Annotated in this window: 21 protein-coding genes; 7 read left to right on the top strand and 14 right to left on the bottom strand. The window is 69.2% G+C overall.

Going from position 1 to position 20,704, the window contains the following annotated elements:
* Positions 1-109 precede the first annotated feature (109 nt).
* From Sp245p_RS32665 to Sp245p_RS32730, 14 genes are all read right to left on the bottom strand, one after another.
* Positions 110-874, bottom strand: a complete 765-nt coding sequence (locus Sp245p_RS32665) for a TetR/AcrR family transcriptional regulator (protein WP_014200187.1) — start codon at positions 872-874, stop codon at positions 110-112.
* Positions 875-965: 91 nt separating this feature from the next.
* A complete protein-coding gene (locus Sp245p_RS32670) occupies positions 966-1,580 on the bottom strand; it encodes an isochorismatase family protein (RefSeq protein WP_014200186.1) in 615 nt (204 codons plus the stop codon).
* Positions 1,577-2,623 (bottom strand): 2,5-dihydroxypyridine 5,6-dioxygenase NicX family protein, encoded by a 1,047-nt coding sequence (locus Sp245p_RS32675; RefSeq protein WP_014200185.1) that lies wholly within the window; start codon positions 2,621-2,623, stop codon positions 1,577-1,579. The genes Sp245p_RS32670 and Sp245p_RS32675 overlap by 4 nt, the downstream gene beginning before the upstream one ends.
* 27 nt (positions 2,624-2,650) lie before the next feature.
* On the bottom strand, positions 2,651-3,460 hold the full coding sequence (locus Sp245p_RS32680; RefSeq protein ID WP_014200184.1) for an alpha/beta fold hydrolase: 810 nt from the start codon (positions 3,458-3,460) through the stop codon (positions 2,651-2,653).
* A gap of 14 nt (positions 3,461-3,474) precedes the next feature.
* Positions 3,475-4,230: a maleate cis-trans isomerase family protein gene (locus tag Sp245p_RS32685; protein WP_014200183.1), complete on the bottom strand. Its 756-nt coding sequence runs from the start codon at positions 4,228-4,230 to the stop codon at positions 3,475-3,477.
* 131 nt (positions 4,231-4,361) lie between these two features.
* Entirely contained in the window at positions 4,362-5,573 is a 1,212-nt protein-coding gene (locus Sp245p_RS32690) for an FAD-dependent monooxygenase (protein WP_014200182.1), read from the bottom strand.
* Positions 5,574-5,673: 100 nt separating this feature from the next.
* Positions 5,674-6,438, bottom strand: coding sequence for an ABC transporter ATP-binding protein (locus Sp245p_RS32695; protein ID WP_109139287.1), 765 nt, complete (start codon positions 6,436-6,438; stop codon positions 5,674-5,676).
* Positions 6,435-7,247 (bottom strand): ABC transporter ATP-binding protein, encoded by an 813-nt coding sequence (locus Sp245p_RS32700; protein ID WP_186466860.1) that lies wholly within the window; start codon positions 7,245-7,247, stop codon positions 6,435-6,437. Before Sp245p_RS32700 ends, Sp245p_RS32695 begins: the two co-directional genes overlap by 4 nt.
* Positions 7,244-8,215 carry a branched-chain amino acid ABC transporter permease gene (locus Sp245p_RS32705; protein WP_014200180.1) on the bottom strand — a complete coding sequence of 324 codons (972 nt, stop codon included), beginning with the start codon at positions 8,213-8,215 and terminating at the stop codon, positions 7,244-7,246. Before Sp245p_RS32705 ends, Sp245p_RS32700 begins: the two co-directional genes overlap by 4 nt.
* A gap of 1 nt (position 8,216) precedes the next feature.
* Positions 8,217-9,089 carry a branched-chain amino acid ABC transporter permease gene (locus Sp245p_RS32710; protein ID WP_014200179.1) on the bottom strand — a complete coding sequence of 291 codons (873 nt, stop codon included), beginning with the start codon at positions 9,087-9,089 and terminating at the stop codon, positions 8,217-8,219.
* A gap of 98 nt (positions 9,090-9,187) precedes the next feature.
* A complete protein-coding gene (locus tag Sp245p_RS32715) occupies positions 9,188-10,324 on the bottom strand; it encodes an ABC transporter substrate-binding protein (protein WP_014200178.1) in 1,137 nt (378 codons plus the stop codon).
* A 265-nt stretch (positions 10,325-10,589) separates the two neighbouring features.
* Positions 10,590-10,979: a hypothetical protein gene (locus Sp245p_RS32720; protein WP_014200176.1), complete on the bottom strand. Its 390-nt coding sequence runs from the start codon at positions 10,977-10,979 to the stop codon at positions 10,590-10,592.
* 93 nt (positions 10,980-11,072) lie between these two features.
* Positions 11,073-11,351, bottom strand: a complete 279-nt coding sequence (locus tag Sp245p_RS32725) for a hypothetical protein (protein ID WP_014200175.1) — start codon at positions 11,349-11,351, stop codon at positions 11,073-11,075.
* Between the two features lie 157 nt (positions 11,352-11,508).
* A complete protein-coding gene (locus Sp245p_RS32730) occupies positions 11,509-12,780 on the bottom strand; it encodes an amidohydrolase/deacetylase family metallohydrolase (RefSeq protein WP_014199591.1) in 1,272 nt (423 codons plus the stop codon).
* A gap of 679 nt (positions 12,781-13,459) precedes the next feature.
* Here Sp245p_RS32730 and Sp245p_RS32735 point away from each other — a divergent pair.
* The 7 genes from Sp245p_RS32735 to Sp245p_RS32765 all read left to right on the top strand — a co-directional run bounded on the left by Sp245p_RS32735 (position 13,460) and on the right by Sp245p_RS32765 (position 20,703).
* Complete coding sequence (locus tag Sp245p_RS32735; protein WP_244439563.1) at positions 13,460-14,311, top strand: sulfite exporter TauE/SafE family protein; 852 nt, start codon at positions 13,460-13,462, stop codon at positions 14,309-14,311.
* A gap of 7 nt (positions 14,312-14,318) precedes the next feature.
* Positions 14,319-15,908 (top strand): gamma-glutamyltransferase family protein, encoded by a 1,590-nt coding sequence (locus Sp245p_RS32740; protein WP_109139289.1) that lies wholly within the window; start codon positions 14,319-14,321, stop codon positions 15,906-15,908.
* Positions 15,909-15,968: 60 nt separating this feature from the next.
* On the top strand, positions 15,969-17,123 hold the full coding sequence (locus Sp245p_RS32745; protein ID WP_014199597.1) for an ABC transporter substrate-binding protein: 1,155 nt from the start codon (positions 15,969-15,971) through the stop codon (positions 17,121-17,123).
* A 167-nt stretch (positions 17,124-17,290) separates the two neighbouring features.
* On the top strand, positions 17,291-18,163 hold the full coding sequence (locus tag Sp245p_RS32750; RefSeq protein WP_014199598.1) for a branched-chain amino acid ABC transporter permease: 873 nt from the start codon (positions 17,291-17,293) through the stop codon (positions 18,161-18,163).
* The gene (locus tag Sp245p_RS32755) at positions 18,160-19,197 is read left to right on the top strand and encodes a branched-chain amino acid ABC transporter permease (protein ID WP_014199599.1); all 1,038 of its coding nucleotides are present in this window, start codon (positions 18,160-18,162) and stop codon (positions 19,195-19,197) included. Before Sp245p_RS32750 ends, Sp245p_RS32755 begins: the two co-directional genes overlap by 4 nt.
* The gene (locus tag Sp245p_RS32760) at positions 19,194-20,012 is read left to right on the top strand and encodes an ABC transporter ATP-binding protein (RefSeq protein ID WP_014199600.1); all 819 of its coding nucleotides are present in this window, start codon (positions 19,194-19,196) and stop codon (positions 20,010-20,012) included. Before Sp245p_RS32755 ends, Sp245p_RS32760 begins: the two co-directional genes overlap by 4 nt.
* Positions 19,999-20,703, top strand: coding sequence for an ABC transporter ATP-binding protein (locus tag Sp245p_RS32765; protein WP_014199601.1), 705 nt, complete (start codon positions 19,999-20,001; stop codon positions 20,701-20,703). Before Sp245p_RS32760 ends, Sp245p_RS32765 begins: the two co-directional genes overlap by 14 nt.
* Position 20,704 lies beyond the last annotated feature (1 nt).

The raw sequence follows: 20,704 nt of genomic DNA on the forward strand, positions 1-20,704 counted from the left end.
CCCCCTCCCGACCTCCCCCCGCTCCGCAGGGGGAGGAGAAAAAGCCCTCCCCTGCAAAGCGGGGGAGGGTTGGGTGGGGGTTCGATGAAACCACTTACCCCGACCGCTTTTACCCCCGCTTCCTCCGCCCCGGCGCCCGCGCCGGTTCCGGCACCGGGGCCAGCATCCCGGCGCTGACGAAGCTGCTGATCTCCGTGATGATCTCGTCCGGGTCACCGGGGTTGCAGATGCCCGGCGCCAGCTCTTCCAGCCGGTGGGTGTCGGAGAAGGCGTAGAGATAGGCGCCGATCATCAGCGTCATCCGCCAGTAGACGTCCCGCTCCGACAGATGCGGCAGCGCCTCCTTCAGCGCGGCGGCGAAGATGCGGGTCGAGGCGTCGTAGGCCTCGTTGCGCAGCTTGTAGGAAATCTCCGGCGGCTCGGTGTGCAGCCGGGCCTGAAGCCGCATGAAGGTGCGGCCCCCCTCCGTCTCGCGCATGGCGAGCGCCGGCATCAGGAAGGCGTAGACGATGTCGCGCACCGGCGGCGGCGCGGGGCCGCGGCGCAGCGCCTCCAGCCGTTCCATACGCTCGTCGGCGATCTTCCGGCCGCGGCGCAGGAAGACCTCCTCGAACAGCCCGTGCTTGGACCCGAAATAGTAGCTGATGAGGGCCTGGGTCACCTCGGCCCGGTCGGCGACGTTGCGCAGGCTGGTGCCGGCGTAGCCGAGGTTGGCGAACTCCAGCTCCGCCGCGTCCAGGATCTGGTCGCGCACGTTGCTGGTGCCCTCCGGACGGCCCGGCCCGGCGCGGCGGCCGCGCGCGGGCCGGCCCCGCGCGGTGCTGCTCTCCGGCGCGGTGTCGGCGACGGGCGCGCTGTCCTGGACTTTGCTCATCGGTCGGCTCATTTCACTCCCGGCGGCACTCTTCGGATGGAAAGTCTAACATGGTGCAACGCCTGATCCTCTTTTCAACCCCGACCGCGTCTCACAAGGCGAGAATGCGCTCCGCCGGAACCACGTCGCCGTATTTCTGGCCGATGTCGAACAGGTTGGCCTCGTGCGGCGCCAGGGCGCGGTCGCCCACGCAATCGGCCATGACGACCGGGCGGAAGCCGTGGCACATGGCGTCCACCACGCTGGCCCGCACGCAGCCGCTCGTCGTCGCTCCGGCGATCAAAAGAGTCTCGACGCCGCGCTGTGTCAACCACGGCGCCAGCCCGGTCCCGAAAAAGGCCGACGGAACCGTCTTGCGCACCACCAGCTCCCCCGGCACCGGAGTCAGCTCCGGCACGATGGCGCTGATGGCGGCGTGCTCGGTCAGGGTCTGCATGCCCGGCACCTTGATGGAGAAGACGTTCCCGTCCGATCCGTCGTCGGCGTAGACGATCCGGCTGTGGGCGACGAACCAGCCGCGCTGCCGGGCCTTCTCCAGCACCTGCGCCGTGCGGGCGATGGCTGGCGCGATGTTGCCGCCGCCGAACACCGCCGGGTCGGCGAAGCCGTTGACAAAATCGACGATCAGCAGACCGATCCGGCCCTGGATGCCCAGCGCTTGGCCGAAGCCCTGCCGCTCGTAGACGGCCTGTTCCGAAACACTCATGCCAGTTCCTTTCCGGCCAGCAGCTTGCCCTCACGGACGACCGCGCGCCCGTCCAGGCTGACGGTGCAGTTCCGCATGGGGATGTCGATGTGGCAGGCGGTGGTGCGCGACCCGCCCGCCTCGTTGTTGGGGCCGAGCGAGAAGAGGAAGTTCCCGGCGAAGGCCCGCGCGTCCATGCCCAGCGTCTGCTCGCGGTCGTAGAGGCCGAGCGTCGACCAGCGCGCCCGCTTCTGCGTGCCCCAGCCGATGTGGGAGATGGCGTAGGCCTCCGGGTCGGCGAAGGCGTCCATGTAGTCGTTCAGCAGGTCGGCGTCCAAACCGCCGGTGATGGCGGTGACGTAGCCCTTCTCCACCGTCATCTCGATCGGCGAGGTCAGGTAGGACTTCATCGGCAGGAGGATGTCGCCCTTGTCGAGCACGATCCGCCCGCTCGCCTGCCCCTCGTTGGGGAAGGTGAAACCGAAGCCGCTCGGCCAGTGGTCCCATCGCCCCGGCTCGTCGACGAAGCCGTATTCCTGCACCGTGGGAAACTCGCCGATGGGCAGGCGCAGGTCGGTGCCGGCCCGCGAGGTGACATGCATCTCCTTCGCCGCCTTCAGCAGCGCGGTCGCCTCGCCGACGGTCGCCTTGTCCTCCAAGCTGGGCAGCAGGCGGACGAGCACCTCCGGCGGTTCGACGGCAAGCAGGATCTTGGTGCCGCTTTCCAGAATCTCCATCTGTTCCGGCGAGAAGAGGAGGGTCATCAGGTCCAGCACCAGATCGCTTTCCTTCAGCGCGGCCATGGCGGCGCGGTTTCCGGTCAGCGGGGTGGTGCCGAGATAGGCGAGGCTGTCGCGGCTGTGGGCGTGCTCCGCGTTCACCGGCGGCAGGTCCAGCCGGTTGACCCGCGCGCCCAGGTTCGAGGCGGCGATCAGGGCGGTGCGCAGGGTCTGCGGGTGGGTGCCGTCGCTGGTCAGGACGGTGACCACCTCCTGCGGCTTCAGCTTCGACAGGGTCAGAACATGGGTCCAGGCGCGGACCATATCGGCGTCACTGACGGGCATGATGCGTGTCCCTTTCCGGATGGGCGGTCAGACGGCGGTGCCGAGGAAGGTGCCGAAGGCACGGTAGAAGCCCTCTTCGTCGTCCCAGGGGATCATGTGGCCGGCCCCCTCGACGCGGGTGACGGCCAGCTCGGGCTGGAGCCGGCGGATTTCCGCCTCCTCCTCCGGCCGGATCACGTCGCCGCGCCCGGCGGCGATCAGCAGGGCCGGGCAGGGGATGCGCGGGAAATCCGCGTGGATGTCGTCGGTCTGGAAGTCGTTGAAGGCGGTGACGATGGCCCGCTCGTCGCAGGTGTGCAGCCATTCGGCGCGCAGGCGGAGCTGCGCGTCGGTCCAGGTCGGGCAGAAGGGCCGCATCGCCTCCAGGTCCGCGCCCTCGCGCATCAGGCGGATGGAGTCCACGTACCAGGGCAGCTGCGCCGGGTAGGGGCGGCGGCCCGGCCCGGAGACCGGCGGATCGACCATGACCAGCCGCGCCGGGGCGGCGCCATGGCGGCTGACCGCGCGCAGGCCGATGCGCGCGCCCATGGAATGGCCGACCAGCGCATAGTCGCGCAGGCCCAGTGCTTCGGCGAAGGCCGTCACGTCGGCGGCCATGGCGTCCAGCCCGTAGTCGAGCGCGTCCGACGCCTCCGACAGGCCGCGCCCGCGCACGTCGAGCACGTAGGTGTCGAAGTTGCGCCCGAAGCGCTCCGCCACGAAGCCCCAGGTGACGGCGGGGCTGGTGATGCCCGGAACGATGACGACGGGACGCCCCTCGCCGCCGTAGCGCAGGTAATGCTGGCGGATTCCGTTGCCGCGGACGTTCGCGCCGTAGCGGTGGGTGCTGCTGGTCATGGCATAACCCCCACTCAGTAGGCGCCGGAGAGCAGGGCGCCGGCCCCCGGAACGCGCGTCGGCAGGCCCAGCGCCTTCAGCTTGGCGTAGGTGGTGGCGACGGCGGCGCTCAGCACCGGCTTGCCGGTCATCGCCTCGACTTGCGCGATGGCAGGCAGCGACGGCATCTGGACGCAGGCCGACAGCACCACGGCGTCCACACCGGCGGTGTCCATGCTTGCGACGATCGCCGGCAGACGGGACGGGTCGTGGCGCCCGACCTCCAGATTGTCGGGGATCTCCAGCGCGCGCCAGTCGGCGACCTGCACGCCCTCATGCTCGATGTAATCGACGACGAGCTGGGCCAGCGGCTTCATGTAGGGGGCGACCAGCGCGATCTTCTTGGCGCCCACCACATGCAGCGCGTCGACGAGCGCGCCGGCGCTGGTGATGACCGGGGCCGTCCCGCCATTCTCCGCGGTCCGCCCGTGCAGCCGCTCCTGCGAGACGCGGTGGTAGCCCTTGCCCATGCTCATGATGGCGACGAGGCAGGCGTAGCCCAGCACGTCGACGCGGGCGTCCGACAGCTCCAGCGCGCAGCGGTCGGACTCGGCGTCCATGGCGGCGAGTTCTTCCTTCTTGACCGTCTTCATGCGCATGCGGCTGGAATGGAAGGTGAAGCGGGTGCCGTGCGCCAGCGCGTGGGCGGTCAGCATCGCCGGGATTTCCGTCTCCATGGTCGTGTTGGAGCTGGGGACGATCTGGCCGATGCGATAGGTCTTGTTGGTCATGGTCGGTCCTTGAGGAAGTCTTCTGGCGGCTGGCCCCCACCCCGGCCCTCCCCCGCTTCGCAGGGGAGGGAGTTTTGTCCCCTCCCCTGCGTTAGCGGGGGAGGGTTAGGGTGGGGGCCAGCGACGTCCGCTCACGCCACGAGGCGCGGCTTGTCGGAGAGGTTCGGGCGGAAGGCGCGGGCGTCGTACTGGTAGACCCAGTTGGCCTGGATGCCGGTGGCCTGCGGGTTGAACAGGCCGCGCAGCCAGTACATGAAGTCGCGCTTCGCCTGGGCCAGCGGGGAGGGCAGGTGGTAGGTCCGCCCACGCTCCCGCGCCTCCAGCTGGACGCGGCTGGTGCGGGGAAGCCGCTCCGCCTCGTAATCGCGCAGCGCCGAGGCCACGTCGCTGCCGTGCCCCTTCAGGGATTCGGCCAGCACATAGGCGTCCTCGATCGCCATGGCCGCCCCCTGCGAGAGGAAGGGCAGCATGGGGTGTGCTGCGTCGCCCATCAGCGTAATGCGGCCCTTCGACCAGCTCGTCATCGGGTCGCGGTCGAACAGGCCCCATTTGTAGACCTGATCCACCTTGCTGAAGAGTGTCTCCACGTTGCGGTGCCAGCCGCGGAAAGCGCCGAGCATCTCCTCCTTGCTGCTGGGAGCGTTCCAGGACTCCTCCACCCACTCCTTGGTTTCGGCGACCGCCACGATGTTCACGGCCTTGCCGCCGCGCACGTAGTAGGTCACGACGTGGCTGTGCGGCCCGAACCAGAAGGAAGCGTCGGGGCTGACGTAGTCCACCACCCCGCCGGTCGGCACCACGGCGCGGTAGCACATGTGGCCGGTGAAGCGCGGCGCCTCCGGCCCGAACAGGGCGGAGCGCACGACGGAGCGCACGCCGTCGGCGCCGACGATCAGGTCGGCCTCGAACTCGCTGCCGTCGCTGAAGCTGGCGACCGCCGTGGTCTTGTCCTGGCGCACGCCGGTGCAGCCAACCCCGAAATTGGCGACGCTCTCCGGGACCAGCGAGGCCAGGATGGCGTGCAGGTCGGCCCGGTGGATGTGGATGAAGGGCGCGTCGTAGAGCACCGGGCAGGTCTCGATCAGCGGCGTGCGGAAGCTCTCCCGCCCGCTGCGCCAGTTGCGCCCGACCAGCGACTGCGGCAGGAAGCCGGCGGCCAGCATCTTGTCCAGAAGCCCCAGCGACTTGATGACCTTCACCGCGTTCGGCGTCATCTGGATGCCGGCGCCGATCTCGCCGAAGCCCGGCGCCCGCTCGAACAGGCGGACCTCGAAGCCGCGCTGGAGCAGGCTGCCGGCCAGCGCGACGCCGCCGATGCCGCCGCCGACGATGCCAATTCGCATGTTGGTTCGCACTCTTGCCTCCTGAAGGACGGCGACCGAGAATTGTTCGGTCGTTCGTTTAATTATTTGTGACACGGCCTTTCGCCGTCGCTTGCGGCCGTCAGCCGCCCAGATAGGCGCGCAGCAGGTCGGGGTCGCCGCGCAGCTCCGCCGAGGGGCGGCTGGCGGTGATGCGGCCGGTCTTGACCACATAGGCCCGGCTGGCGGCGCCCAGCGCGTTGTGGATGTTCTGCTCGACCAGCAGCACGGTGACGCCGTGGGCGTTGACGGAGCGCACCACGTCGAACACCTCGTCGGCCATCTTCGGGCTGAGGCCGAGGCTGGGCTCGTCCAGCATCAGCAGCCGCGGCTCCGACATCAGCGCGCGGGCGATGGCGAGCATCTGCTGCTCGCCGCCGCTGAGCGTGCCGGCCATCTGGCGCGACCGCTCGCGCAGGCGGGGGAAGCGGTGGAAGGCCATGCCGATGCGCCGCTGCACCTCCTCGCGCGAGCGGCAGAGATAGGCGCCGAGCGCGATGTTCTCCTGCACCGTCATGTTCGGCCAGACGTGCCGTTCCTCCGGGCAGTGGGCGATGCCGGCGGCGACGATGCGGTCGGCGGGCAGGTTCGCGATCGACTTGCCGTTCCAGACGATGGTGCCGGAGCGCGCCTTCAGCAGGCCGGAAATGGCCCGCAGGATGGTGCTCTTGCCCGCACCGTTGGCGCCGATCAGGGCCACCGTCTCGCCGGCCCGCACGTCCAGTGACACGCCGTGCAGCGCGGCGGTGGAGCCGTAGGCGACGTGCAAGCCTTCCACGGCGAGGACCGGCGCGTCGGCGGCCTGCGCGATGGCGGAGGGGGAGGGGGATTCGGAGAGCAGCGTCATGCGGCGGCCTTTCCGAGATAGGCTTCGGCGACCTGCCGGTTTTCAATGATCTCGGCCGGCCGGCCCTCGGCCAGCTTGCGGCCGAAGTTGAGGACGACGATCCGGTCGGACACCGACATGACCAGATCCATGTTGTGCTCCACGATCAGCAGCGCGTCGATGCTGCGCCCGATCAGCGTCTTCAGCACGGCGCCGAAGGTCCCGGCCTCGTGGCTGTTCAGCCCGGCGGCGGGCTCGTCGAGCATCAGCAGGCTGGGCTTGGCGGCCAGCGCCACCGCGACCTCCAGCAGGCGCAGCTCGCCGCAGGACAGCAGATGCGCCGGGGCGTTCATGCGCTGGGCCAAACCCATCGTCTCGACGATGGCCGCGGCGCTCTCCCGCGCCTCGCGCTCGGCGCGGCGCACCGCCTCGCCGGGAAAGAAGGTGGCGAGAAGGGATTGCCGGCTCGCCATGTAATGGCCGGTCAGCACGTTCTCGAAGACCGTCAGCCGCTTCATGACGTTGGTCTTCTGGAAGCTGCGGACGAGGCCGAGCCGGGCGATGGCGTGGGGCTTGCGGTTGGTGATGTCCTGCCCCTTGAAGCGCACCCGCCCGTTGCTCGGCGCGTAGAAGCCGGTCAGCATGTTGAAGCAGGTCGTCTTGCCGGCGCCGTTGGGGCCGATCAGGCCGACGATCTCGCCGGGCTCGATGTGGAAGCTGAAGTCCTTCACCGCGGTGATGCCGCCGAAGGTCATGGTCAGGTCGTCGGCGCGCAGCAGCGGCTGCCGGTCAATGGCCGGTTCGGCGGTCGGCTCGGTGGTCGCCGTCATACGGTGCGCTCCTTCGCGGCGTTGAGGGTCGGCTTGGCGGCCTGCTGCTCGCGGCGCAGGGCGATGAAGCCCATCAGGCCGTTGGGCAGGAACAGGACGATGGCCATGACGATCAGCCCGAACAGGGTGAGGCGGAGTTCCTGCACCTCGCGCAGGTATTCCTCCAGCACCGTCACGATCACAGCACCGGCCAGCGGGCCGATCAGCGTGCCCTTGCCGCCCAGCAGCACCATGATGATCATCGTCGCCATGAAGGCGAAGCGGAACACCTCCGGCCCGACGAAGGAGATGTAGTGGGCGTAGAAGCCCCCGGCCAAGCCGGCCAGGAAGGCGCCCAGGACGAAGGCCTGCATGGCCGTGCCGAAGGGATCGACGCCGATGGACTGCGCGACGTAGCGGTTCTCGCGCACCGCCACCGCCGCCCGCCCGGCGTTGGAATAGACGAAGCGGTAGGAGAGGTAGAGCGCCACCGCCGCGATGCCCAGCACGATCAGGAAAAAGCCGGCCTTGTCGGTGACGGCCACGTTTCCGAAGAGAGTCTGGCCGACGCCCGCCAAACCCATCGGGCCGTTGGTCACCGCGATCCAGTTGTTGGCGACGATGCGCAGCACCTCGGCGAAGGACAGGGTGACGATGACGAAGTAAGGGCCTTGCAGCCGCAGCGTGATCGCCCCGATGGCGAAGCCGAAGACGGCGGACACCAGGCCGGCCAGCGGGATCGTCATCCACATCGGCATCCCCGCCTGGGTGGACAGCAGCGCCGCCGTGTAGGCGCCGGTGCCGAGGAAGGCGGTGTGGCCCAGCGAGAATTCGCCGACATAGCCGACCACCAGATTGAGGCTGCTCGCCAGCACCGCGTAGAACAGCGCCATGATAGCGAGGTGCAGGATGTACTGGTCCGTCACCGCGAAGGGCAGAAGCGCCGCCCCGGCCAGAAGGGCCAGCAGGATGTTGCGTTCCAGGGTCATGTCAGGCCCTTTCCGTGCGGATCGAGAACAGGCCCTGGGGCCGGAACAGCAGGATCAGGATGACCAGGACGAAGCCGATCACGTCCACCATGCCCATGGAGACGTAGCCGCCCCACATCGCCTCGGCGACGCCCAGCAGCAGGCCCCCGGCGATGGCACCCGCGAAGCTGCCCATCCCGCCGAGGATCACCACGACGAAGCTCTTCAGGCTGATGAGCCCGCCGACCGACGCCTGGGCGGAGTAGATGGAGGCCAGCAGCATCCCCGACAGGGCGGCCAGCGTGCAGCCCAGCGCGAAGGTGGCGGCATAGACGTGGCCGGTGCGGATGCCGGCCAGGCTGGCCGCCATCGGGTCCTGGAAGGTGGCGCGCATCGCCGCCCCCAGCCGGGTCCGGCGGATCAGCAGATGGGCGCCGACGATCAGCGCGATGCCCACCGCCACGGCCAGCAGGCGCAGCTTGGTCACCGCGATCGGGCCGAAGAACAGCGGCCCTTCGGCCACCGCGCCGGCCACCTTCATGGGCGCCGGGCCGACCAGCAGGAGCGTGCCGTTGACCAGGAAGATCGACAGGCCGATGGTCAGCAGGATGCCCGGCTCCTCACCCTGGCCGCGCACCCGCTCGATCAGGAAACGGTCGACCAGCCAGCCGACGGCGGCCATGAAGGCGGCGACCACGATCAGGCCGCTGAAGAAATCGAGACCCAGGTAATTGGTGACGAACCAGCCGCTGACCCCGCCCAGCATGTAGAACTCGCCATGGGCGAAGTTGACCACGCGCATCAGGCCGAAGATCAGCGTCAGACCGAGGGCGGAGAGCGCGTAGAACACGCCCATCACCAGCCCGTTGGCCAGGAACTGCGGAAAGAGATCCATGACGTTCTCACAAAAGCAGGCCCGCACAAACGGTGCGTTGGATCGGTGCGCGCCGCGGGGACGGTGCCGTCACGGCAGCCCCGCGGCGCGTCCGCCGGTCAGTGCGGCGCGTCCACCGGGGTGGAGGCGATCACCTTCGGTTCGCCCTTCTCGATCCGCACCAGCACCGCGTCGAAGCCGTAGGCCTGGCCCTTGTCGGTGAACTTGTAGACGCCGTTCGGCGCCTCGTAGCTGGTCTTGGCGAGCGCTGCCCGGATGGCCTCGGCGTCGGTGCCGCCGGCTCGCGCGATGGCCTGCCCGGCGATGTTCAGCGCGTTGTAGCCGGCGGCGCCGTACTTGCCGGGCTTGATGCCGTACTTCGCCTGATATTTCTGGACGAAGGTCTGGTTGCGCGGGGTGTCCATGCTGGAGGCGTAGGGGACGGCGGCGTGGATGCCTTCCGCGGCCTCGCCGGTCAGGTTGATGAAGTCGGCGGTGGCCCAGGAGCCGACGCCGAACACCTTGGTGTCCAGCCCCATCTCGCGGATCTGCTTGACCAGGATGGAACCGTCCTGCGTCTCCGCGGCGACGAACACGCCGTCCGGCTTGGCGGCGCGCAGCTTGGTCAGCAGCGTGAAGAAGTCGGTGGCGCCGTGGTCGAAATACTCGGTCAGCACCGTCTTGACGCCCAGCGCCGTCAGGTCGCGGGAGAATTCCTCAACCCCGCCGCGGCCCCAGTCGTCGTTGACGCCGATGTAGGCGACCTTGGTCAGCTTCAGGTCGTTGGCGAGGATCTTGGCGAAGGCTTCCGCCATCAGCGCGTCCGTCTCGGCGGCGCGGAAGAAATAGGGGTTGCCCTGTTCCGTCAGGCTGGCCTTCGACGACACGCCGGTGATCAGCGGCAGCTTGTACTTCTGGGCCACTGGCATGATCGCCGCGGTGGCGGAGCTGCAGAAGGCGCCGACCAGCGTGACGACCTTGTCCTTCTGCACCAGCTTTTCGACGGCGTTGACCGAGTTGGCCGGGGTGCACTGGCCGTCCTCGACGATCAGTTCGATCTTCTTGCCGAGGACGCCCCCCGCGGCGTTCATCTCCTCGACGGCGAGCCGGGCGCCTTCCACCACGGACTTGCCGTTGTAGGCGACCGATCCGGTCAGCGGCTGGACCAGCCCGATCCTGACCGTGTCCTGCGCCTGCGCCGGAACCGACGCGGCGATGCCGGTCAACAGCAGGCCGCCCAGTACCACGTTTCTCATCTCTCCCTCCGCGTTCGACGGTGATGTCGCGATGACGGCGAATGACGATTCCCTGTCGGCGCCCCGCCGCTCTCGGCGTGGGCGCGTCGGCCCGTTGCGGGAACGCGTGCCGTCCGATGCGGCAACCGTTCCCGTGTTTTATTATACGGCCAATTAATTATCCAGGGATGCTAACGGTCGCGTCGCGGCGCTGTCAATCGCTTTTCCGACGAAGACGGTTGGGGATTTTTCCGGCTGTGCTTTGGCGCCGTGTTCGGCGCGCTCCTCAGCGGAGCGCGTCGAGCGTGTCGGCGTTGGGGCAGAGCAGCGCGTGCTCCGGCTGCGTGCAGCCCTCGGCCAACAGATGGCGGCAGGTGCGGGCGCTGCGGCAGAGCGCGCAGACGCGCTGCAGGTCGTTCAACAGGTCGGGGCGGTCCTGTTCCACCACCGCGCCGTTGACGCCGTGCAGAGCCATCGCGGCGGGGAGAAGTGCGGTGACATGGCCGGCGCGCAGCACGGCCGGGGCGGTCAGGTCGGTCAGGCCGGCGTCGGCCAGCACGCGGTCGCGGTCGTGCGGCGCCAGTGCCTGGAGCGCGTCCAGGGACCGCGCGCCGCGCCAGCCGCGCAGGAGTTTCGCGCACAGGCCCTCATGCGGCGCGGGGGCGGGGGTGGTCATGGGAGTCTCCGAAGCGGGTTATTAATCGTTCGATTAATATTCGCCATCGGAGTGCCCGGCGCCTTGATGTGGATCAGCCGCGCCCAGCTTTTGTCACGGGGACGGCCGCGTTCCGACGCAGCGCACGGCGTAGCGCCGGAAGCCGAAGCCGGACTCGCCCTCGCACCGCTCGACCACGAAGGCCGCGCGCCGTGTGACGACGCGGCTTCCCGTGGCGAGCGGGGTGTCGTGCGCCAGTTCCAGCATCATTTGCTGCTGGCGCCGCGGGTGCGACAGCAGCAGGGCGCGGGCCTTGCCCAGCCGCCGCCCCTCGGCGTCGCGGCAGCGGGCCGGAACCTCGAACATCCAGAAGGCGAGCGCGGCTTCGGACATGGGCGGAGTCCTCGTGGGGTGGAGAGGTGTTCGGGTGCCGACGGTGCCCCCACCCCGGCCCTCCCCCGCTTCGCAGGGGAGGGAGATTTCTGCGAAGCGGCGGCAGTCCCCTCCCCTGCGAGAGCGGGGGAGGGTTAGGGTGGGGGCACCGTTTCCTTTACGCCGCCACCGGAATCGGCTTCGGCAGCAGCGGGCTGTCCACCTCCTGCACCACGCCGTCGCGCAGCGAGAAGGCCGGGACGATCATCTCCGGCGCGGTCACCCGCTCGCCGCTGTTGTCGCTGAGCTGCCAGCGGCCCGCCTTGACCTCCAGCACCGCCACGTCGGCGGCCATGCCCGGTGTCAGCGCACCGATCTCGTCGGCCATGCCCAGCATGGCGGCGGGGTTGCTGGTCACCGTCTTCAGGACGTCGCCCAGCGCCATGCCGAGAGTCAGCAGCTCGGTCATCGCGTGGGTCAGGCTGAAGGGGGCGACGCCGTAGAAGGGGTTGGCCTCGCGGTCGCCGCCGGCGCCCGCCGTCGGAGCCTTCACGTTGTAGCCGTGCAGGTCGGCGCCCAGCGTGTAAGGCAGGATGCCCGCCGCCAGCGTCCGCCGCGCCATCTCGAAGCTGAAGTGAGAGCCGTGGCCGACGTCCACGGTCAGGCCGCGCTCCAGCGCCTTGTAAATGACCGGGTGCACCTCGCCGGTGCGGGTGGAGATGAAGCCGCCGGGGTGGCGGGTGAAGGGATGGGCCAGGATGTCGCGCGAATCCAGCAGCGGGACCAGCTCCTCCACCAGCATGTCGGGATCGACGGCTTCGCCGCCCTCGACCTCCGGCCAGAGCTGGCCGAGATGGACGTAGAGCGGCACGCCGATGCCGTCGGCGATGCGCTTGGCCTGCTTGATGACGTCGAGGCCCCAGCGCGAGGCGCCGCCGACCTCCGCGTGGGCCTTGATGCCCTTCACGATGTCGCGGTTCTCGCGCCCGACGCGGATGGTGGCGTCCACATCGACGCAATCCGGGCGGTAGAGCTGCGGGTAATAGTGGCCCTCCAGCCCGCCGACCAGATAGGCCGACAGGAAGCACAGCGTGCGCGAGCGCGCCGGCTCGGCGATGAAGCGGCGGAAGGCCGGCAAGGTCATCAGGCTCGGCCCGCCTTGATCGACCAGCGTCGACACGCCGGACCGCACACCCACCATGTCCGGGTTCAGCCCGAAGCGCCCGGTGACCTTTTCGAAGACGTGCGCGTGGGTGTCGATCAGGCCCGGCGTCACGAGCTTTCCGGAGACATCAAGGATGGTGTCGGCGGCATCGTCGGGCAGCCGTTCCGCCACCGCCGCGATGCGGCCCTTCGCGACCGCCAGATCGCCGACCAGATCCAGCCCGTTGGCCGGATCGAGAATCCGTCCGCCGCGGAGCACGAGGTCGAACGTGTGCGTCTCTGACATAACCCACCTTCTTGCGCTGATTTTTATCTGCCCGTCCTTTCAGCAAGCATCATGCCAGGGCGGGTCGGAGTCGCCGGGGCGCACAAAACTTCAGCATACTGACGAATGACCGTCCGTTGGGCATTTGGTGGTCAAAATACGCACAATACGGCATACCACGGCATGCGCCCGCCGCCCGTCGGTGCCCGATTTTCCGCAGTATGCTGATGATTCACGGCGCGGCGGCACGGCGTGGCACCCTGCCACCAATTTGTGCACGAACACAGAAGCCGAGGCGGAAATCAGGGGTTTCCAGGGGCTCCGGGGTCGGTCCTCCGTCGCCGCGCCGGGGCATGCACGGGCTCTTCACGAGCATTCTCATATCGTCAGTATACTGATGAATGCCCGCGCAGCAGGCAGAGGTTGCGCAGGAATGAAGCGGAAGGCCGGCCCGCTTGGAAGTCACGATTGTTTGTTGTTTCTCAAGAGGATGGCGACCGTTTTCCGGCAGCCGCGTGGCCCCTCCATCCATCCGCTTGCCCAACATTAGGGCGGTTTTCAGCCCTGGCGCCACGCCGCGCCCGTCCTCCCGCCAAACCGAAATGCGCAGTGTTCTGCCGGTTGGCACGGCGTTCGCAAAGGGATGGGAAACCAACGGAAAAAGTCGGATATCCATAAAAATGAGAGGGTTTCTGCAGATGTGGCGGGGCATCCCGTGACCGGGCTGGGGATCGCGTCGGTGCCGCAGCTTCCCATCCTCGGCGGCGGGCTGCTGCTGGCCGGCGGTTTCGCCGGGCTGGCGGCCGGCATGATGGGGGTGGGCGGCGGCATCGTGATCGTGCCGGTGCTCTATCACCTGTTCACCGTGCTGGGCGTGGACGAGGCCGTGCGCATGCACGTCGCGGTCGGCACCTCGCTGGCCACCATCATCGCCACCTCGCTCACCTCCCTGCGCGCCCATCGGCGGCGCGGCGCCGTGGACGGCGACCTGCTGCGCGCCTGGGGGCCGGCGATCTTCCTCGGCGTGCTGGCGGGAACGGCGGTGGCCGGCGTGGTGCGCGGCCCGGTGCTGACGGCGGTGTTCGCCGGGATGGCGGTCCTGGTCACGCTGCACATGCTGTTCGGCAAGCCCGAGTGGCGCATCGCCGACGGGCTGCCGAGCGGCGCGCCGCGCCAGGGGCTGGCCGGCGGCATCGGCATGATGTCGGCGATGATGGGCATCGGCGGCGGCACGCTCAGCGTCCCCATCCTGACCCTGTTCGGCTACCCGATCCACCGCGCGGTCGGCACGGCGGCGGCGCTGGGCTTCATCATTGGTGTGCCGGGAACGGTGGGCTTCGTGCTGACCGGCTGGAACGTGCCGGGCCGCCCGGATTTCAGCCTGGGCTACGTCAACCTGCTGGGGCTTGCGCTGATCCTGCCGGCCTCCATGGCGATGGCGCCGCTCGGCGCGCGGCTCGCCCACAGCCTCGACACCCGCGTCCTGCGCCGCGTCTTCGCCCTGTTCCTCGGGCTGACCGCGGTGCGGATGATCCACGGCCTTCTTCCCTGAGGTTCCCATGCTGAACACGCCGCGCAGCCGCCGGGGAATGGTCACCTCCCCGCATCATCTCGCCAGCCAGGCCGGCCTCCAGATCCTGCGCGACGGCGGCACCGCCGTCGAGGCGGCGGTTGCGGTCGCCGCGGCGCTGGCCGTCGTCTACCCGCACATGACCGGCATCGGCGGCGACGGCTTCTGGCTGATCGCCGAGCCGGGGCGCGACCCCGTCGCCATCGACGCCTGTGGCGGGGCGGGCAAGGCCGTCTCGCTCGACCTCTACCGGCGCCACGGCCACGCCACCGTGCCCTGGCGTGGGCCGCTGGCGGCCAACACGGTCGCCGGCACCATCGACGGCTGGCGCGAGGCGCTGGCGGTCAGCGCCGGCTGGGCCGAGCCGCTGCCGCTCGCCCGCATCCTGGAGGAGGCGATCGCCCATGCCGAGCAGGGCATCCCGGTCACCGTCAGCCAGGAAGGGCTGACCCGCCAGAAGCTGCACGAGCTGAAGGATGTCCCTGGCTTCAAGGACACCTTCCTGCCGGGCGGCGCCGTGCCGCTCGAAGGCTCGACGCTGAAGCAGCCGGCGCTCGCCGCCACGCTGCGCCGGCTGGCGGCGGAGGGGCTGGACAGCTTCTACCGCGGGCCGCTCGCCGCCTCCATCGCGGCGGATCTGCAGCGCGCCGGCGCGCCGGTGGACGCGGCGGATCTCGCGGCCCACGCGGCGCACTGCCGCCCGGCCCTGTCGGTCGGCGTGCGCGGGGCGCGGCTGTTCAACCACCCGCCGCCGACGCAGGGTCTGGCCTCGCTGATGATCCTCGCTTTGTTCGACCGGCTGGGGGTGACGGAGGGCGAAGGGTTCGACCACATCCACGGTCTGATCGAGGCGACCAAGCAGGCCTTCCTGGTCCGCGACCGCGAGGTCGGCGACCCGGCCTACATGGGACGTGAGGCGCAGAGCTTCCTCGACGACGCGGTGCTGGACGGGCTGGCGGCGAACATCGACCGCGCCCGCGCGCTGCCCTGGCCGCATGTCGCCAAGCCCGGCGACACGGTGTGGCTGGGCGTGATCGACGGGCAGGGCCGCGCCGTCAGCATGATCCAGAGCGTCTATTTCGAATTCGGCTCCGGCCTCGTCCTGCCGGAGACCGGCATCACCTGGCAGAACCGCGGCGCCTCCTTCCGTCTGGCGGAGGATGGCTGGAACGCGCTGGCGCCGGGGCGCAAGCCCTTCCACACGCTGAACCCGGCGATGGCCCGCTTCGACGACGGGCGCAGCATGGTCTACGGCACCATGGGCGGGGAGGGGCAGCCGCAGACGCAGGCCGCCGTCTTCTCCCGCTACGCGATGTTCGGGCAGGGCCTGCAGGCCGCCGTCACGGCGCCGCGTTGGCTGCTCGGCCGCACCTGGGGCGAGGACAGCGTGACGCTGAAGCTGGAAAGCCGCTTCGACCCCGCCCTGGTCGCCGCCCTGCGCGACGCCGGGCACGAGGTCGAGCTGCTCGATCCGTACACGAGCACCATGGGGCATGCGGGCGCCATCGTCCGCCATGCCGACGGAACGCTGGAGGGGGCGACCGATCCCCGCAGCGACGGCGCGGTCGCCGCCTGGTGAGTGCCACCGGGTGACCACCGCCAACTGACGGTTCAAATCAAAAAGAGGGGGCTAGACGACATGCGGACGATGAAGACCACGGCGTTGCTGCTGAGCGCCGCGCTGCTGGCGCCGGGCGTGGCCTTTGCGCAGGAGACGATCAAGATCGGCGTGACCCAGCCGCTGACCGGCGCGGTCGCCGCGTCAGGCAACTACGTCGCCAACGGCGCGCGGGTGGCGGAGGAGGTCGTGAACGCCAACGGCGGCGTTCTCGGCAAGAAGATCCAGCTGATCATCGAGGACAACAAGAGCAACCCGAAGGAGGCCGTCGCCTCCGCCGAGAAGCTGATCGTGCGCGACAAGGTCCCGGTGCTGATGGGCGCCTGGAGCTCCACCTTCACCCTGGCGGTGATGCCGAAGCTGGTGGAGTACGGCGTGCCGATGGTGGTGGAGACCTCCTCCTCGACCAAGATCACCACCTCGGGCAACCCGTGGGTCTTCCGCATCGCCCCGACCTCCGCCATGGAGGCCAAGTCCTTCGCGGAGAAGCTGGACCACTTCCAGCCGGCCATCCAGAAGGCTGATTTCCTGGCAGTGAACAACGACTTCGGCCGCGGCTCGGCCGACGAGTTCCGCAAGATGCTCCAGGCCAAGGGCGTCAAGATCGGCGTCACCGAGACGATGGCGCCGGAGGCCACCGACCTGTCGGCCCAGCTCTCCAGCATCAAGCAGTCGGGCGGCGACACGCTGTTCGTCACCACCGGCGTCGAGCAGATCACCCTGATCCTGAAGCAGGCGGCCGAGTTGCGCCTGCCGCACCGGGTCATCACCAACGGCGGTTCCTCCTCCCCCGACCAGCTCATCGCGCAGGCGGGTGCCGCGGCGGACGGCGGCTATTTCACGCTGTTCTTCGCCCCCTGGTTCCCGGAGAAGGCCGTCCACCCGACGGTCGCCAAGACCTTCGTCGATGGCTGGAACAAGAAGGGCTACGACTTCGCCGGCCTGACCGAGGGCTACCGCGGCTATGACGGCATCATGACCATCGTGGAAGCCATCAAGAAAGCCGGCAAGGCCGAGCCGCAGGCCATCCGCGACGCGCTGTGGACCGTCAAGCTGGACGGCGTGAACGGCGACATCGCCTTCAAGAAGGACGGCCCGGAGGGCAAGGAGAGCGGCCAGAACGAGGCCAACGTCTACGTCGTCCAGGTGAAGGACGGCAAGGTGACGATGCCGTAACCGGCTTCACCGCCCTCTCCCCTCTGGGGAGAGGGAGGGGACCCGCGCCGCTGGCGCGGGGAGGGTGAGGGGGATGTCCGTGGCGGCGCGTCCGGCACAAGCGCAACCCCCTCACCCTGACCCTCTCCCCAGAGGGGAGAGGGGAAACCGAGGGATGGAGACACGCGGTGGAAGCGCATCTGCAGCATCTTTTGAACGCCGTGGTCCTGGGGGGGACCTACGCGCTGCTGGGAATCGGCCTGACGCTGATCTTCGGCATCATGCGCGTGGTCAACTTCACCCATGGCGAGCTTTACACCTTCGGCGCCTACATGGCCTACATGTTGGCCGGGATGATGGGGCTGAACTTCTTCATGTCCCTGGCGATGGCCGCTGTGCTGGGCATGGCGCTGGGCGCGCTGATCGAATTCACGCTGCTGCGCCCGCTGAAGGGCGCCGACATCGACACCACCATGCTGGTGATGATCGGCGCCGGCATCGCCATGCAGGCCGGCGAGCAACTGGTCTGGGGCGGTGTCGCGAAGTCCGTGCCCAGCCCCTTCCCGACCGAGCCGGTGGTGCTGGGGTCGGTGTCGGTGGGCATGAACCGGCTGTTCGTCCTGGGCGTGGCGCTGCTGCTGCTGGGCGGCTTCTACCTGCTCATCAACCGGACCAAGCTGGGTGTCGCCATGCGCGCCACCTTCCAGGACCCGGACACGGCGGCGCTGATGGGCGTCAACCGCGGGCTGATGTACACGCTGACCTTCGCGCTCGGCTCCGGCCTCGCCGCCACGGCGGGGGCGCTGCTCGGCCCGATCTTCGTGGTCACGCCGACCATGGGCGATCTGGTGGCGCTGAAGGCCTTCGCCATCGTCATCCTGGGCGGGCTGGGCAACATCCCCGGCGCCACCATCGGCGGCTTCGTCCTGGCGCTCGCCGAGGAGTTCGGCGCCGGGTACCTGTCGTCGGGCTACCGCGACGCCATGGGCTTCCTGCTGATCATCGCCGTGCTGATCGTACGGCCCCAGGGTCTCTTCGCCATGAAGGAGCGGATCGGATGACGACGCGTCTCCTCCCCTGGCTGTTCGTCCTGTTCATGGCGGTCGGGCCGCTGTGGCTGGGCGATCAGTACATCCTCTACGTCCTGACCTCGACCGGCATCTTCATCATCGGGGCGATGAGCCTGAACCTGCTGCTCGGCTACACTGGGCAGCTCAGCCTCGGCCACATCGCCTTCTTCGGCATCGGGGCCTACACCAGCGCGCTGCTGTCGCTGGGCTTCGACCTCGATCTGGGTGGTGCGGAACCCTTCGTGCTGGGGCCGCAGCCGGTGTGGGTGGCCTTCCTCGGCGGCATCCTGGTGGCGGCGCTGTTCGGCTTCCTGATCGGCAAGCTCGCCTTCCGGGTGCGCGGGGCCTACTTCGTCATCGTCACCATCAGCTTCGCCCAGGTCATGCGCATGGTCGCGCTGAACTGGGTGGACCTGACCGAGGGGCCGATGGCGCTGAACAACATCCCGCCGCTGTCGGTCTGGCTGCCGTGGGATGGCGTGCTCCCGCTCTACAAGAAGGAATACAACTACCTTCTGGTTCTGGCGGTCGCGGTGGTCTGCTTCCTGGTGATCCAGCGGCTGGTGCAGTCGCGAGTGGGCCGGGCGCTGGTGGCGCTGCGCGAGAACGAGTCGCTGGCGCGCTCGGTCGGGATCGACGTGACGCGCTATCTGGTCGTCGCCACGGTGATCGCGGCGGGCATGGCCGGGGCCGCGGGCGGGCTCTACACCCACTACATCCGCATCGTCGACCCGGACGTCTTCATGTTCATCTACACGGTGACCATGGTCATCATGGTGGTGACGGGCGGCAAGGGCACGCTGGCCGGGCCGATCGTCGGCGGCCTCGCCTTCGGCATCCTGCCCGAGGTGCTGCGCGAGGTGGCGCGGCCCGAGGTGCAGTGGATCATCTACGGCGTCGCCATGATCGTGGTCGTCTTCTTCCTGCCGCAGGGCATCGTCCCGGCGGTGAAGAACTGGTTCGCCGGCCGCCGCAAGCGCGTCGCCGGGACGGCGCTGGGCCTGCGCAAGGAGACCTCGGCATGAGCCTCGCCCTCGACGAATCCGCCGCGCCGATCCTGGCCGGGCCAGTCCTTGAGGTGCGCGAGGTCGCGGTTCACTTCAGCGGCCTGATCGCCATCGCCTCGATGAGCTTCGCCGTGCCGGAGGGGGAGATCGTCAGCCTGATCGGCCCCAACGGGGCGGGCAAGACGACGGCCTTCAACGTCATCACCGGCTTCCTGAAGCCGACCGGCGGCAAGGTGCTGTTCCGCGGCACCGACCTGACGCGCCTCTCCTCCAACCGCATCGCCGGTCTGGGCGTCGTGCGCACCTTTCAGCGCACCAGCATCTTCGCCGGCTGCACCGTCTTCGACAACGTGCTGACCGGGATGCACCGGCAGGGCCGGGCGGAGACCTGGGGCGCCTTGCTGCGGCTCGCCTCGGTGCGGGCGGAGACGGAGCGGATGCGGGCGGCGGTGGCGGAGATCCTGGCCTTTGTCGGGCTGTCGCACCGCGCCGACGAACTGGCCGGCAACCTCGCCTACGGCGAGCAGCGGCTGCTCGGCATCGCCATCGCGCTGGCCGCCGACCCGAAGCTGCTGCTGCTGGACGAACCAGCCGCCGGTCTGAATCCGTCGGAGACGGAGGCCTTCATGGGCGTCGTCCAGCGCATCCGCGACCGCGGCGTGACCATCCTGCTGGTCGAGCATGACATGCGCATGGTCATGACCATCTCCGACCGCGTGGTGGTGTTGAACCACGGGCGCATCATCGCCGAAGGCCCGCCGGAGGTCATCCGCGCCAACCCGGACGTGATCCAGGCTTACCTGGGCCAGGGGGTGAAGCATGCTAAAGGTTGAGGGGATCACCGTCTGCTACGGCCAGATCCCGGCGCTCCGCAACGTCTCGCTGACGGTGGAGGAGGGGGAGCTGGTCACCCTGATCGGCGCCAACGGCGCCGGCAAGACCACCACGCTGCGCGCCATCAGCGGCCTGCTGCCGCTGGCCTCGGGCCGCATCACCTTCGAGGGGCGGGAGATCGGCAACGCCGCTCCCCGCACGGTGCTGGCGCTGGGTGTTGCGCACTGCCCGGAGGGGCGGCGCGTCTTCCCCCACCTGACCGTGCGCGAGAATCTGGAGATGGGCGCCTATCTGCGCCGCGACCATCAGGCGGTGGCCCAGGACATGGAGCGGCTGTTCCACCGCTTCCCCCGCCTGAAGGAGCGTCTGAACCAGCCCGCCGGCACCATGTCGGGCGGCGAGCAGCAGATGCTGGCCATCGCAAGGGCGCTGATGTCGCGCCCGAAGATCGTGCTGTTCGACGAGCCGTCGCTTGGCCTCGCCCCCAACCTCGTGGAGCGCACCTTCGAGATCGTGTCGGACATCCGCCGGGAAGGGACCACCGTGCTGATGGTCGAGCAGAACGCCTACGCCGCGCTCGACATGTGCGACCGCGCCTACTTGCTGGAGAGCGGGCAGGTGATGGAGCAGGGCACCGGGCAGGCCATGCTCGCCAACGACCACATCCAGCGCGCCTATCTGGGCGGTTAAG

The sequence above is a fragment of the Azospirillum baldaniorum genome (assembly GCF_003119195.2).
Taxonomy (GTDB): Bacteria; Pseudomonadota; Alphaproteobacteria; order Azospirillales; family Azospirillaceae; genus Azospirillum; species Azospirillum baldaniorum.